Origin of the sequence: Brucella pituitosa (assembly GCF_965577835.1) — a bacterium.
GTDB lineage: Bacteria > Pseudomonadota > Alphaproteobacteria > Rhizobiales > Rhizobiaceae > Brucella > Brucella pituitosa.
This window is the reverse complement of record NZ_OZ264092.1, coordinates 2018532-2031895: the sequence shown is the minus strand read 5'-3', so window position 1 is coordinate 2031895 and position 13364 is coordinate 2018532. Positions and strand designations below refer to the sequence as shown.

Sequence of the window (13364 nt, the reverse complement as noted above, 5' to 3'; positions counted from 1 at the left end):
GGCGCGAATAGTTATATAGGGCCGGAGTTGGGCTGCAACGAGACCTTTGTCAACCCTTATCCATCTTTCGATAACGCCAGAACCACGTTCCGACAACCCCTAACAGCGCCAAAGCAAGCCCATACCACGTGACTGCATATTGCAGATGGTTGTTGGGAAAATCGATGATCGTGACGCCGCCAACCGGTAAGCCACCAAAATTCGGTTTGTTGTCTGCATCGATAAAGAACGGGACCGCATCGTCAAGCGACGGAATATCCGCGCTTTCAGCCATGGCCGACCAATCCTTCCAATAGAAGATATTCTTGGCAATATCGTTGTCTGGAACAAAATAGCCGGGCTTGGCGCTTAATGGATCGCGGGCCAGTCCGGTAACCGTCACCGGGCCATCCAATTGCCCATCGAGGCGAGTTTCGGCATCCTTTTTCTCATAAGGCACAAACCCACGATTAACGAGGACAAATCGGCCATCTTCAAGCATTAGCGGCGTATAGACATTAAAGCCCGGCTTGCCGTCATAGGTCGAAAGAAAATGCCGCTCGCCCTGATGCATGAAAGTGCCCGAAACCGTCACAGGCCGGTATTCAACCGTTCCTTCTTCGCGATAGATTTTCTCCATTTCGGCCAAAGGAAGCGGGGGTTCATGAACCCGCTCTTGTGTGGAAGCAAGCAGGGCTTCTTTCCATTGCAGCCGCTCAACCTGCCATGTCCCCAGTCCGAGCAGGATCACAAAAGCGATAAGGGATGCAATCAGTATCCCCCATGGAAACCGCTGCGACTTTTGTACTTCGGTCATTTGCCATCATCCAGACGCCCCTGAGACGCCTTGTTGCGATATTGCATATTGATCAGAATACCCTTGATGCTGCGCATGGCAACAAGGCTTAAGATGATGGCCAGAGGCACCCACAGAATGAAATGGACCCAGAGCGGCGGTCCGTAATTGACCTCCATCCACAAGGCTGCACCAACCACTATAAAACCGATAATGAGAATAACGAAAGCGGCAGGACCATCGCCAGAATCTGCAAAGGAATAATCCAACCCGCAAGCTCGGCATTTGGGGGCGACTGTCAGAAAGCCATTAAACAGCTTCCCTTCGCCGCAGCGAGGACAATGTCCAGTGATCCCGCTTTTGATCGGATCGACCAGCGGATAAAGATTGTGATCGGACATTGCATGCTCCCATCTAAATCATCTTCTTTTCGTAATCGCAAAAGCAGCTTCGTTCTGTTTACCAGACAAACAAAAGGCGGCCATGTTTCCAAGGCCGCCCTGCAATCTTGACAACCGATAAATCAGCCGCCGTGCATTGGTGCGCCCCAACCGCCCCACACGTAAATCGTGAAGAACAGGAACAGCCAGACAACGTCCACGAAGTGCCAGTACCATGCAGCCGCTTCGAACCCGAAATGGCGTTCAGGTGTGAAATCACCACCCATCGCGCGGAACAGGATAACCAAAAGGAAGATCGTTCCGATGATGACGTGGAAGCCGTGGAAACCGGTTGCCATGAAGAAAGTCGCGCCATAGATCGAGTCTTTGAACTCGAATGGTGCGTGGATGTATTCATAGGCCTGAACGAACGAGAACAGCACGCCCAAAACAACCGTCAGCGCAAGACCTGTGATCATGCCCTTGCGATCCTTGTGGAGCAAAGCATGGTGCGCCCAGGTCAGTGTCGTACCTGAGAGCAGCAGGATAACGGTGTTGTAGAGCGGCAGATGCAGCGGATCGAGCACCTCGATGCCCTTCGGAGGCCACTGACCACCGGTAAATTCAGCGCGCGCAACCTGATGCACTTCGTTCGGGAAAAGGCTCGCATCAAAGAACGCCCAGAACCATGCTGCGAAGAACATGACTTCCGAGGCAATGAACATGATCATGCCATAGCGCAGATGCAGCGACACGACGCGCGTGTGATGGCCTTCGTGGCCTTCCTTGATGGTGTCTGCCCACCAAGCGTACATGCAGTAAAGAACGATCGCGAGGCCGATGAAGAAAATCCATGGCGTAACAATGTTCAGACCGAAGAACTTAAGCTCGCCGGAATTGATATAGCGCATCCAGGCGATACCGCCGATGGCGAGCACGAAAGCGCCAACCGAACTTAGAAACGGCCATGGGCTTGGCGCTATAATGTGATAATCGTGATTTTTCTCGTGAACGTCAGCCATGTCTCTCCCCAAGGCTCCTCTCTGTGCCTTCCTGTCTAAGTTCCCCAAAAGAATCTCAGACAAATCCCTTAGTATCGCAACATAGAGCCGCTTGGCTCTTTTGTCTTTGCGGCATTGTGTGCCGCGTTATTCTCTACATTCAGCTTCCGTTATTACCCGTCGGTGCCACTTTGGCATTTGCAACAGGCTTTGGCTTATCAATCGGGAAGAACGTGTAGGACAGCGTGATCGTCTTCACATCCTTCAGGTCCGGGTCGTTGACGATCTCAGGATCAACGAAGAAAACAACTGGCATTTCCATGTCTTCACCCGGCTGCAAAGTCGTATCGGTGAAGCAGAAACACTCGACCTTGTTGAAATAAGCACCTGCACGACCTGGAGCGACATTGAAACTCGCGCGGCCATAAGTCGGTTCGTCAAAGAGGTTGCGCGCCTCATATTTTATCATGGTGGTTTCGCCGATGCGCACAGTCACTTCGCGCTCAACCGGCTTGAAATCCCAAGGCAGGCCATTGGCCGTATTGGCGTCGAAACGCACCTTCATCGTCTTGTCGAGAATAGTATCGGAATATTGCTCGGCGCGTTGCGTCGTGCCGCCATAGCCTGTCACCTGACAGAAAATACGATAGAGCGGCACAGAGGCATAAGCTGCGCCAATCATGCAGACAAAGAAAGACAGGCACGCGATCGCAACGGTACGATTGGAGCGATTAAGGCGTTTCTGCTTTTCGTCAACCTTCTGCTGATCTGCCATTCCATCCTCCCAGATCGAACCCTTTATCAGTCCACTTAAAAATTAGAACGGACGCACCAGAGCATTCGCTCCCAGCTTGGCCATTGTGCCCACGTAGACGAGGACGACGAACAGAGCCAAAGCAATAGCAAGCCCCCAGGAACGGTTACGCTGAGCTTTTCGCTGCTGCGCAGTTGGTGTAACCAGTTCCAGTTCCTCGCGATGCGGCTTCTGTACGGAATTATCCATCAAATCACTCCAAAGGCTGTCAGCAGCCTGATTGCCAGCGCTTCCACGAGCAGAACCGCGAATACCGCCGACAAGTAAATCAGCGAGAAGCGGAACAGTTTGCGTGCAGCAAGCAGCATCTGCGTATGGCTTTCCGCGACCCACATACGCCATGCATAGTAGACAAATGCCAGACCGAGCAGCGTGGAAATCACCCCGTAAGTGATGCCAGCAAAGCCCATTATGTACGGTAGAACGCCAACCGGTGCCATGATCACGGCGTAGAACATTGCCTGTCGACGGGTTGAGAGTTCGCCCTTCACATTCGGCATCATCGGAATGCGTGCAGCTTCGTAATCATTGCTTGAAAACAACGAGAGTGCCCAGAAATGCGGCGGCGTCCACAGGAAGATAATCATGAACAGAACGACGCTGTCCCACGTGATCTCGCCTGTTGCCGCAGCCCAACCGATCATCGGTGGGAAAGCACCAGCCGCACCACCAATAACGATGTTCTGCGGTGTCGAGCGCTTGAGCCACATCGTATAGATGACGGCGTAGAAGAAAATGGTGAAGGCAAGAAGAGCCGCAGAGAGCCAGTTGACCATCAAACCAAGTGTGATGACCGAAAAGACCGACAAAGTCAGGCCGAAAGCCAAAACCTGATTGGGCGCGATCACACCAGCAGGGATCGGCCGATTACGGGTGCGCTTCATCACCGCATCGATATCGGCATCGTACCACATATTGAGTGCGCCAGATGCGCCAGCACCAACCGCAATGCAGAGAATGCTGATCGCAGCCAGAATCGGGTTCATATGGCCGGGCGCAAGCACCAGGCCGACAAGCCCGGTGAACACCACCAGCGACATGACACGCGGCTTCAGCAGGACAAGGTAATCCCGTGCAGTCGCCTCTGAAAGAGCGAATGCGTCGTCGGAAACCGTGTTTTTTTCCACCAGAGACATTAACTTCAACAACCTCGAATTCACCGGACTGGCGCTGTGCTCGGCCCAGAGCACACACCAGCAATCCACTACGACTTTTACCTCCCGGAGATGCATTCACTCCGATCGGAAGCGTCGTTCCTGAACGTCAACCGGCTATGGACGGATCTGAATGCCGCCCGCACATATCACAGTTTTGCGCGAGGGCGAACCCCTTTCAGGGATCGCCCTTTGCACAATTACTTTATACGCGGCAGTTGTTCCCACTGGTGGAACGGCGGAGGCGAAGAAAGCTGCCATTCCAGCGTCGTTGCGCCTTCACCCCAAGGGTTTGCACCCGCTTCACGCTTCTTCGCGAATGCCTCGAAGACATTGTAGAGGAAGATCAGCACGGCAAAGCCCGAAATGTAGGAGCCGTAAGACGACACCATGTTCCAGCCTGCATAGGCATCCGGATAGTCGATATAACGACGTGGCATACCGGCAAGACCAAGGAAGTGCTGCGGGAAGAAGACGAGATTAACACCGATGAAGGTGACCCAGAAGTGCAGCTTCGCGGTGAATTCGTCATACATATAGCCGCTCATCTTCGGGAACCAGTAATACCAGCCCGCGAAGATCGCGAACACTGCACCCAGCGACAGCACGTAATGGAAGTGTGCCACAACGTAATAGGTGTCATGCAGCGCGCGGTCGAGACCGGCATTGGCGAGCTGGACGCCCGTAACACCACCAACAGTGAACAGGAAAATGAAGCCAATCGCCCAAAGCATCGGCGCACGGAAGGTCAACGATCCGCCCCACATCGTCGCGATCCAGGAGAAGATCTTGATACCCGTCGGAACCGCAATAACCATCGTCGCGAAGACGAAGTAGCGCTGCGTGTCGAGCGACAGACCGACCGTATACATGTGGTGCGCCCAGACGACGAAGCCGACAACGCCAATGGCAACCATCGCATATGCCATGCCGAGATAACCGAATACCGGCTTACGCGAGAAGGTCGAAATGATGTGGCTGACAATACCGAAGCCCGGCAGGATCAGAATATACACTTCAGGGTGACCGAAGAACCAGAACAGATGCTGGTAGAGGATCGGATCACCGCCACCGTCTGGCGTGAAGAAAGTCGTGCCGAAGTTGCGATCGGTAAGCAGCATGGTGATGCCACCAGCCAGAACCGGAAGCGACAACAGCAGCAGGAACGCCGTTACAAGCACAGCCCAGGCGAAGAGCGGCATCTTGTGCAGCGTCATGCCCGGAGCGCGCATGTTGAGGATTGTCGTGATGAAGTTGATTGCGCCGAGAATCGATGACGCGCCTGAAATATGCAGAGCCAGAATGGCGAAATCCACTGCAGGTCCAGGCTGACCGGATGTCGAAAGCGGCGGATAGAGCGTCCAGCCACCACCCGGCCCCCAACCGCCAGCCGGACCTGGCATGAACAGCGAGATCAGGAGAAGCGTAAGTGCAGGCGGCAGAAGCCAGAACGAAATATTGTTCATACGTGGAAACGCCATATCAGGCGCACCAATCATCAGCGGAATCATCCAGTTGGCGAAACCACCGATCAGCGCGGGCATCACCATGAAGAAGATCATGACCAGAGCGTGCGCCGAAGTGAACACGTTGAACATATGCTTGCCAGCATCGAGAGCCGCATCGCCCTCAACACCATAAACCATTTGTGCCAGACCATGGAAAATCTGGATGCCAGGCTCCTGAAGCTCAGCACGCATCGCGATAGACAGCGCGCCGCCAATAATGCCGGCAATGATTGCGAAGATCAGGTACAGAGTACCGATGTCTTTATGATTAGTCGAGTAAACCCAGCGTACCCAGCCTTTTGGCTTGTGGTCGTCATGGGCTCCATGCTCGTGAGCTGCTGTGCCAGCCATGGAATTCGCTCCCGTTTTTCAACAGTCTTGCGTATCGAAGTCTTTAAAGACCCGCCGCAGCCACTTTATCGTTTGCATCGCCTTCAAGATCGGCTTGAAGCGCCTTGTTCGCACCCGGAACATCCGAGGCCGCAGCCGTCAACCAGGTGTCATAACGTTCTTTCGATACGACACGAACGGCGATAGGCATAAAGGCATGATCCTTGCCGCAGAGCTCGGAGCACTGGCCGTAATACAGGCCTTCCTTGTCAGCTTTGAACCAGGCCTCATTGATACGACCCGGTACGGCATCCATTTTCACGCCGAAAGCCGGAATAGTCCAGGAATGGATCACGTCGGCAGCTGTTACCAGAAGACGCACTGTCTCACCAATCGGCACGACGACTTCATTATCGACAGTCAAAAGACGCGGATAACGAGCGCGGTCTTCCTTGCCGGCAGCTGCACGGTCCGCATCCTTGAGAATGAGCGAATCAAAGCTGACCGGCGTTTCGGTCTGATATTCGTAACCCCAGTACCACTGATAGCCCGTAGCCTTGACCGTCAACGTCGGATCTTCGGGCGAATATTGCGCTGTCAGAAGCTGAAATGACGGCACTGCTAAGAAAAGCAGAATGATCACCGGACCCACGGTCCAGACCACTTCGACCGCCGTGTTGTGGCTGGTCTTGGACGGGTTTGGATTTGCGCTCGCGCGGAACTTAATCACGCACCAGATAAGCAAAGCCAGAACCAGCAATGTGATTGGAATGATAAACCAGAGCGTATAGCGCTCAAACCAATGAATCTGCTCGGCAATACCCGTCGCAGCTTCTTGAAATCTTATCTCCCATGGACGCGGCTGATCCGCAAAAGCGGCACCGCTCGTCCACAGCAATGCGAAAGCACCAACGACGGCACCCCTCGTTGTGGCAACAATTTTATCCACCAGAACTCTCTCCCTTTTCGCCCTTTCAGGCTGGACGCCGGACGTTTAGACGGCCGTATCCCCCGTCAGCGTTCAAACCACACCTTAACGCACACCGCAAGGAAGGCGAATATGTTCCTGTGCGGCATTTTTGCGCGCAACCCTGCGTCAGAGCCACGCATCCCGATCATTCAAGAAAGCTTCACAGGCACTAGTGTGGTGGATTTGAAGTTCCTATCATTTGGATGGCATCTGCGTTCAGGAACTTCAAATCCGTAAACCACACCAGCTAAACTTGGGAAAACTTGGGAAAACCACAGAAACACATAATGAAGCCATGATTTAGCAAGAGGTTTCCTCTAACGTGCCGCGTGATAATGGATGCAACTGCCGGGGACGCATCTGGGATGCAATGCCGGTATCACACTCCGATGATGGCTCGGAAGCGACAATAGCTTTTCACCGCCTGTTTCTGAGGGTAACGTCCCGGTGATTCGATCTGGAGATTTCATGATTTTCCGTACATCCGCCCGCCGCTCGATTTTCCAGCGCCTTGCCATCCTCGCAACGGGTGCCGCTGTGGTATTCGCAGCCGCCACAATGCCGTCTGCGGCGCAGGAAACACCAACGCAGCTTCCAGCACCAACACAGGCCCCCTCGCAATCGCAATCTGCGACACCGCAGCAAAGCGGCACACTCAAGTCGCAGCATGGCGCGTGGGCGATCCTTTGCGACACGCCTGCCGGTGCGAAGACCGAGCAATGCGCGCTCATTCAGAATGTGGTTGCTGCCAAGCGCCCTGAACTCGGCCTTTCGGTCGTTGTCCTCAAGACCGCCGACAACAAGGCTCGCATTTTGCGTGTTCTGGCGCCGCTCGGTGTACTGTTGCCGAATGGTCTTGGCCTGAATGTCGACGGCAAGGATATCGGCCGCGCCTATTTCGTGCGTTGCTTTGAAGACGGCTGCTACGCAGAGGTTATCCTTGAAGACGAACTGCTGAACACTTTCCGCAACGGCAAGTCTGCGACCTTCATCGTCTTCCAGACACCGGAAGAAGGCGTCGGCATTCCCGTAGATCTGAAAGGGTTTGGTGAAGGCTTCGACGCTTTGCCATAATCTCAAGGTTGTTCTCAACCGATTTAGCGCTTACATCCTGTGGCAAACACATGCCGCAGGATTATTTTTATGAAGAGCCTGATTGATAGCTTTGACGCCAACCGTGACGATATCGAACGCCTTGTTTCGCAGAGCCTGAAAGGCAGCGATGATGGCGAACTCTTCATGGAGTATCGCGAGGCGGAAGCGCTTGTCTTCGACAATGGGCGCCTCAAGACCGGCTCGTTCAATCAGGATCAAGGTTTCGGCCTGCGTGCCGTGGCTGGCGAAGCCATCGGCTATGCTCATGCAGGCGATCTGTCGCTTGCTGCACTAAAGCGCGCTTCCGATGCTGTTTCAGCCACACTAAGCGGTCACAGCGGTAGCTATGCGGCAGCACCCGCTGGCACCAATCGTCATCTTTATACAGATGAGAACCCAATCGGCTCGCCGACATTTGATGCAAAAGTCCAACTCCTGCAAAAGATCGACGCCTATCTGCGCGCGAAAGACCCAAAAGTTCGGCAGGTATCTGTTTCCATCGCCGGATCATGGCAGCAGGTTGAGATTCTGCGCGCCGACGGACATTTCGTCCGCGATATCCGCCCAATGGTGCGGCTCAGCGTGTCCGTCGTTGCAGGCAACGGCGACCGCCAGGAATCCGGCTCGCATACGCTTGGCGGTCGTAAAGGCTTTGGCGATTTCATCACCACTGAAAGCTGGCAGAGCGTAGCAGACGAAGCCTTGCGTCAGGCGCTGGTTAATCTCGAAGCAATCCCCGCCCCTGCTGGCACCTATGACATTGTGCTGGGCAATGGCTGGCCGGGTGTAATGCTGCACGAAGCTGTGGGCCATGGCCTTGAAGGTGATTTCAACCGCAAGAAGACTTCGGCCTTTGCTGGCCTGCTCGGACAACAGGTGGCATCGAAAGGTGTGACCGTTGTTGATGACGGCACTATTTCCGAACGTCGTGGTTCGCTCACAATCGATGATGAAGGCACACCGACCAATCGCACGGTGCTGATTGAGGATGGCAAGCTCGTCAATTACATGCAGGACCGGCAGAATGCACGTCTGATGGGCATGAAAGCAACTGGCAACGGACGCCGTGAATCCTATGCGCATGCGCCAATGCCACGCATGACCAACACCTATATGCTGTCAGGCGACAAGTCGCCGGAAGAGATCATCTCATCCATGAAGAAGGGCATTTATGCCGTTTCCTTCGGTGGTGGTCAGGTGGACATCACCTCTGGCAAGTTCGTCTTTGGCTGCACGGAAGCCTATATGATCGAAGACGGCAAAATCGGTGCACCGATCAAGGGCGCGATGCTGATCGGCAATGGTCCGGATGCCATGCAACGCATTTCGATGATCGGCAACGATATGAAGCTCGATACCGGCAGCGGCAATTGCGGCAAGGGCGGACAGTGGGTGCCAGTAGGTGTGGGCCAGCCACATCTGCGCATGGATCAGGTTACGGTCGGCGGTACGGCGGTTTAAAATTCCGCCATGCAACTGATCGATAAATATCTGCCTGAATATGGCTTCAGCGAAATCCATGGCTGCGATGTGAACGCCTCGCCCGAGGTAGTCCTGCAGGCAGCCATTGCTTATCGGCCTGAGACAGATGTATTTTTCCGCAGCATGATAGGCTTGCGCGAATTGCCAATGCGCGCCATCGCACGCCTGCGCGGGCGTGAAAGCTCGGTTTCACAACCCTTCGGCCTACATGAGTTTACATTGCTCGAACATCAACCCGGTCAGGCACTGGTTTATGGGCTTGTAGGGCAATTCTGGAAGGCTGATTTCGGCCTCTTTAAAATCGAAAACGCAGAGGCCTATCTGACTTTCCGCACGCCGGGCGTTGCAAAGCTGGCGCTCACCTTCACCGTAACCGAACAAGGCGGGAAAACGCGTCTTGTCACCGAAACGCGGGTATTCTGTCCCGACCGCACCAGCCATCTTCGTTTTCTGCCATATTGGTATCTGATCCGCCCCGTCAGTGGCTTGATCCGGAACAGAATTCTCGGTTCCATCAAGAGAGCCAGCGAGACGTCGCGCTGAAGTTGGGAGAGCCTATATGAACATCATCGCCCATGTCGAAATTCCGGTTACAGATATAGACCGTGCCATTGCGTTTTATTCCGATGTTTTTCGTGTTGGTTTTGGCAAAATTGTCGAAATCCATGGCAACCGTATGGCTTATTTCCCTTTTGAGGAAGGCAAGGAGGGGGCAAGCTGCGCGCTGGCCGAAGGCGAAGTCTATGTGCCGACCGTCAACGGATCGATCATCTATTTCAGCGTGACCGACATTGATGCGGTCATTGCCCGCGCAACCGCAATTGGCAGTGATTTGCTGTTTCCAAAGACCGCCCTTCCGGACGGCGGATTTGTCGCCGAAATTCTCGATAGCGAAGGCAACCGCATCGCCATTCAGCAGCTAAAGGCTTAAAGGAACCGGCGTGTCACTGAAACATGGCACTGAAAATCCAGACAGGCGGTGTGTATAAAGATGCGCGCGGATGTGAAGTGCTGATCGTCATGGAATACCCCGACGGCAAATTTTATGGCGCTCAGGATACGGTTTCTCTTGCAGACGGACGCAGTCATGTGCACGCTTATAAAGATCAGGCCCCATGGAGACGGGTTGAAGAGATAAATCACGCCGGAGGAGATAATGCCTGAAACGCCGTATGACTGGAGCGGAAAGCAGCCTGAAAAGCGTTCCCGGCAAAAGCGTATGATGGTGATTGCAGCCGCAGCCATGATCGCCCTCCTCTTCACGCTGGCCGTCGTGGATGCGATCCTCATTCTGGTCGACTGATGCAGCCGGTCTATGAAATCGACTGTACCGGCATAAAATCCCCCAACGAACTCTGGCAGCGTTATCTCGACATCGTGCCCGCTCTGGATCCCGAAACTTTCGGTTACACACTAGATTCATTCTGGGACGGCGTGCAATGGGGAGGCCCCGGCTGGCCCGGCGAATGTGAGCTGGTGTTCAAGAATATAGAAGCGCTCAGAGAACTAAAAACGCTCGGTGGCAAGCCATTTCTGGAGGCGTTTCGGCAATTAGTGGCTGATACGGATCGGGTAAAGATCAGACTGGAGAGTGTGTAGAGGATACTGCTCTCAATAGAGTTGGGGTATTAAGTGTCCACATCTTTTAATTGTTTATCAGACCTATGTTCGTGCGTGTGGTAAGTTTCAGTTATAAAATCGATAAAAGTTACGGCTGCGCCAACAGCAAGCCTCGCGTGCCGTGCCTCTAAGCCTCTGTATTTGCCTTCGCGCCCATGCCCTGAACCATAAAGTCCTCTCAATTCGGCAATATATTTGGTAAGAACGCTAAGGTTTCTGAGTAATAGCCGGATAGTTTCCGCACCTTTAGCTTCATCAGATATACCTTCTGGGACAAGACGAAGTTCTTTTGCCACGAGTTTCGTTAGATCAGGAATATCCGCCTTATTGGAAACAACAACGCCACGTCGTTTAAGTATGGTCTTGCAGCATGTTTCAACAAGGTCCTTTGCCGTCCCAATAGCTAGAGCCGGATCGCTCTCGACGGAATGTTCCATTCTCTCAATTTCTTTTTGCATCCAAGCCGCATCTAAGGCATCCGCAACGGTACGAGCCCGTGAGACAGATCTGCCTCTGGTGTCGTAAATCTTCTTGGCAGTGAATCTCGGTCTACCTGCTATGAATTCTTCTTCTACAAGATGCCAACCGTCGCGACGGAGTTGGTCATTAAATTGTTTAACAAGCTTAAGAACTTCGTTACGATCTGGGCGCACAACAGGATGTAAAATCTCGCACAAGAATCGCAGAAAACCTTCATTGGAGCCATGCAAGAGATTTAGCCGGGAATCGTCATAAACCCAATCATCGCTCCAGTCATAATTGTTAACTCTATGCTGCCAGATATCTCCTGACGCATCTTGAAAGCGACCATCAAAGGAAGGCAATTTCTTGAGATCATAGAGTCTTTGCAAAAACTCGACTTCATCTAGCCTGCCACTCCAAGAAACTGATTCCAAACGAAGACCGTCAAAGATGTTTCTGCGGACCGATTGAGAAATCTCATTTCTAGAGATGTGCAGTTCATCTTGATCAATTATGCTTGGTGCAATTTTAACATTAATCCAATCAGAGCTAAATTGCTCAATTAATGGGACTAGCCGATTATAGATTTGCTCTTCTAATTGCTCGCGATTTGTGCCTAAGCGTGCGTACTCCGCCGGGCCAATCAAAAGATAGAGTGTCCATATCCGTGTCCCACCATTCCAATTGTCGTACCCGGTCTCTCTAACTTGCGCCGTTGAGCGTTCTAGAACATTAGCGGCTTGATTTATCCTCTCCACGATAAGCATTTTATGAACTGCTTTTAGATATTGCTCTGGATTTTCAGTAAAACTTTTCAACGAACGATCTCCACACGCCCGCCATACTATGCAAGCATATCTATACTACTTCACCGTAGAAATTTGCCAAAATTTTAGTTTGTTGGTTTTCTCGTGCTTCACAAGATTAATTTCACACGGGTAAGACGATACGATTTCGATTTTGTTGAACATTTAATTGATGCAAATGCATCAAGCACTCAGCCCACCCGCAACTGTAATCACAGTTCCCGTAACGAATCCTGATTTATCAGAAGCCAGCCAGAGCGCGGTTTGCGCAATATCTTCCGGCTCGGCAATTCGCCCCATGGGTGTCATTGCAGCGATCCTTGCTGGCCTATCCGGGTTTCCGCTCAATGCATGAATGGACGTATTGGTCGTGCCAACCCGGATAGCATTCACTCTGATGCCTTCCGGTGCCAGTTCTTTTCCTGCGCCGATTGAAATGGTTTCAACCGCACCTTTCGACGCGGCGTAATGCACATACTCACCGGGGCTTCCCAGAACCGCAGCCACAGACGAAATATTGATAATCGTGCCGCCTGCACCACCATTAGCGGTCGACATGCGACGCGTTGCTTCCTGCGTGCAATACAACAATCCAAAAACATTGGTTCTGAATGTTTGCTCGAGTGCCTCGTCCTGAAGTCCCTGAATACGGGTATTCTGTCCGATGACGCCCGCATTATTCACAAGACAGGAAACTGGCCCAAGTTCCCTGTCGCAAGCAAGAAACAGGGCTTCAACGTTTTGGCGGTTTGCCACATCACTCTGCACAGCAATTGCTTTTGCACCAAAACCCTCGCAGGTTTTGACTATACCAAGCGCTGCGTCTGCATCGCTTAGATAACTGATGCAGACATCATAACCTTCACGGGCAAAGAGACTTGCGGTGGCAGCGCCAATACCCCGGCTACCGCCTGTCACGATAACAACTGGCCTCAAATCCCCGTCCTCCCCGCTTCCAAAGCCGCTA

Annotated in this window: 17 protein-coding genes; 7 read left to right on the top strand and 10 right to left on the bottom strand. The window is 52.9% G+C overall.

Annotated features, from left to right (window positions below; genetic code table 11):
• Nucleotides 1-49: 49 nt before the first annotated feature.
• From ACSME1_RS09765 to coxB, 8 genes are all read right to left on the bottom strand, one after another.
• A complete protein-coding gene (locus ACSME1_RS09765) occupies nt 50-796 on the bottom strand; it encodes an SURF1 family protein (protein ID WP_100559550.1) in 747 nt (248 codons plus the stop codon).
• The gene (locus tag ACSME1_RS09760) at nt 793-1176 is read right to left on the bottom strand and encodes a DUF983 domain-containing protein (RefSeq protein WP_105705319.1); all 384 of its coding nucleotides are present in this window, start codon (nt 1174-1176) and stop codon (nt 793-795) included. The genes ACSME1_RS09765 and ACSME1_RS09760 overlap by 4 nt, the downstream gene beginning before the upstream one ends.
• Before the next feature lie 122 nt (nt 1177-1298).
• Nucleotides 1299-2177 carry a cytochrome c oxidase subunit 3 gene (locus ACSME1_RS09755; RefSeq protein WP_024896200.1) on the bottom strand — a complete coding sequence of 293 codons (879 nt, stop codon included), beginning with the start codon at nt 2175-2177 and terminating at the stop codon, nt 1299-1301.
• Nucleotides 2178-2316: 139 nt separating this feature from the next.
• Nucleotides 2317-2931, bottom strand: coding sequence for a cytochrome c oxidase assembly protein (locus ACSME1_RS09750; RefSeq protein WP_024896199.1), 615 nt, complete (start codon nt 2929-2931; stop codon nt 2317-2319).
• Between the two features lie 42 nt (nt 2932-2973).
• The gene (locus tag ACSME1_RS09745; RefSeq protein ID WP_024896198.1) at nt 2974-3159 is read right to left on the bottom strand and encodes a hypothetical protein; all 186 of its coding nucleotides are present in this window, start codon (nt 3157-3159) and stop codon (nt 2974-2976) included.
• Nucleotides 3159-4106 (bottom strand): heme o synthase, encoded by a 948-nt coding sequence (gene cyoE / locus ACSME1_RS09740; protein WP_024896197.1) that lies wholly within the window; start codon nt 4104-4106, stop codon nt 3159-3161. Before cyoE ends, ACSME1_RS09745 begins: the two co-directional genes overlap by 1 nt.
• Nucleotides 4107-4324: 218 nt before the next feature.
• Nucleotides 4325-5983: a cytochrome c oxidase subunit I gene (gene ctaD, locus ACSME1_RS09735; RefSeq protein ID WP_024896196.1), complete on the bottom strand. Its 1659-nt coding sequence runs from the start codon at nt 5981-5983 to the stop codon at nt 4325-4327.
• A 43-nt stretch (nt 5984-6026) separates the two neighbouring features.
• Complete coding sequence (gene coxB, locus ACSME1_RS09730) at nt 6027-6911, bottom strand: cytochrome c oxidase subunit II (protein ID WP_024896195.1); 885 nt, start codon at nt 6909-6911, stop codon at nt 6027-6029.
• A 489-nt stretch (nt 6912-7400) separates the two neighbouring features.
• Here coxB and ACSME1_RS09725 point away from each other — a divergent pair, with 489 nt between their 5' ends.
• The 7 genes from ACSME1_RS09725 to ACSME1_RS09695 all read left to right on the top strand — a co-directional run bounded on the left by ACSME1_RS09725 (nt 7401) and on the right by ACSME1_RS09695 (nt 11108).
• A complete protein-coding gene (locus ACSME1_RS09725) occupies nt 7401-8006 on the top strand; it encodes an invasion associated locus B family protein (RefSeq protein ID WP_024896194.1) in 606 nt (201 codons plus the stop codon).
• A gap of 69 nt (nt 8007-8075) precedes the next feature.
• Nucleotides 8076-9488: a metalloprotease TldD gene (gene tldD / locus ACSME1_RS09720; protein ID WP_024896193.1), complete on the top strand. Its 1413-nt coding sequence runs from the start codon at nt 8076-8078 to the stop codon at nt 9486-9488.
• 9 nt (nt 9489-9497) lie between these two features.
• Nucleotides 9498-10052, top strand: a complete 555-nt coding sequence (locus tag ACSME1_RS09715) for a hypothetical protein (protein WP_036566703.1) — start codon at nt 9498-9500, stop codon at nt 10050-10052.
• Nucleotides 10053-10068: 16 nt separating this feature from the next.
• Complete coding sequence (locus tag ACSME1_RS09710) at nt 10069-10440, top strand: VOC family protein (protein ID WP_024896192.1); 372 nt, start codon at nt 10069-10071, stop codon at nt 10438-10440.
• A 23-nt stretch (nt 10441-10463) separates the two neighbouring features.
• Complete coding sequence (locus ACSME1_RS09705) at nt 10464-10673, top strand: hypothetical protein (RefSeq protein WP_024896191.1); 210 nt, start codon at nt 10464-10466, stop codon at nt 10671-10673.
• Complete coding sequence (locus tag ACSME1_RS09700) at nt 10666-10812, top strand: hypothetical protein (protein ID WP_157803353.1); 147 nt, start codon at nt 10666-10668, stop codon at nt 10810-10812. Before ACSME1_RS09705 ends, ACSME1_RS09700 begins: the two co-directional genes overlap by 8 nt.
• Nucleotides 10812-11108, top strand: a complete 297-nt coding sequence (locus ACSME1_RS09695; protein WP_024896190.1) for a hypothetical protein — start codon at nt 10812-10814, stop codon at nt 11106-11108. Before ACSME1_RS09700 ends, ACSME1_RS09695 begins: the two co-directional genes overlap by 1 nt.
• A 29-nt stretch (nt 11109-11137) precedes the next feature.
• Here ACSME1_RS09695 and ACSME1_RS09690 read toward each other — a convergent pair whose 3' ends face one another.
• Both ACSME1_RS09690 and ACSME1_RS09685 read right to left on the bottom strand, forming a co-directional pair.
• Nucleotides 11138-12409 (bottom strand): abortive infection family protein, encoded by a 1272-nt coding sequence (locus ACSME1_RS09690; protein ID WP_036566700.1) that lies wholly within the window; start codon nt 12407-12409, stop codon nt 11138-11140.
• A 171-nt stretch (nt 12410-12580) separates the two neighbouring features.
• Nucleotides 12581-13333 carry an SDR family oxidoreductase gene (locus ACSME1_RS09685; protein ID WP_024896188.1) on the bottom strand — a complete coding sequence of 251 codons (753 nt, stop codon included), beginning with the start codon at nt 13331-13333 and terminating at the stop codon, nt 12581-12583.
• Nucleotides 13334-13364 lie beyond the last annotated feature (31 nt).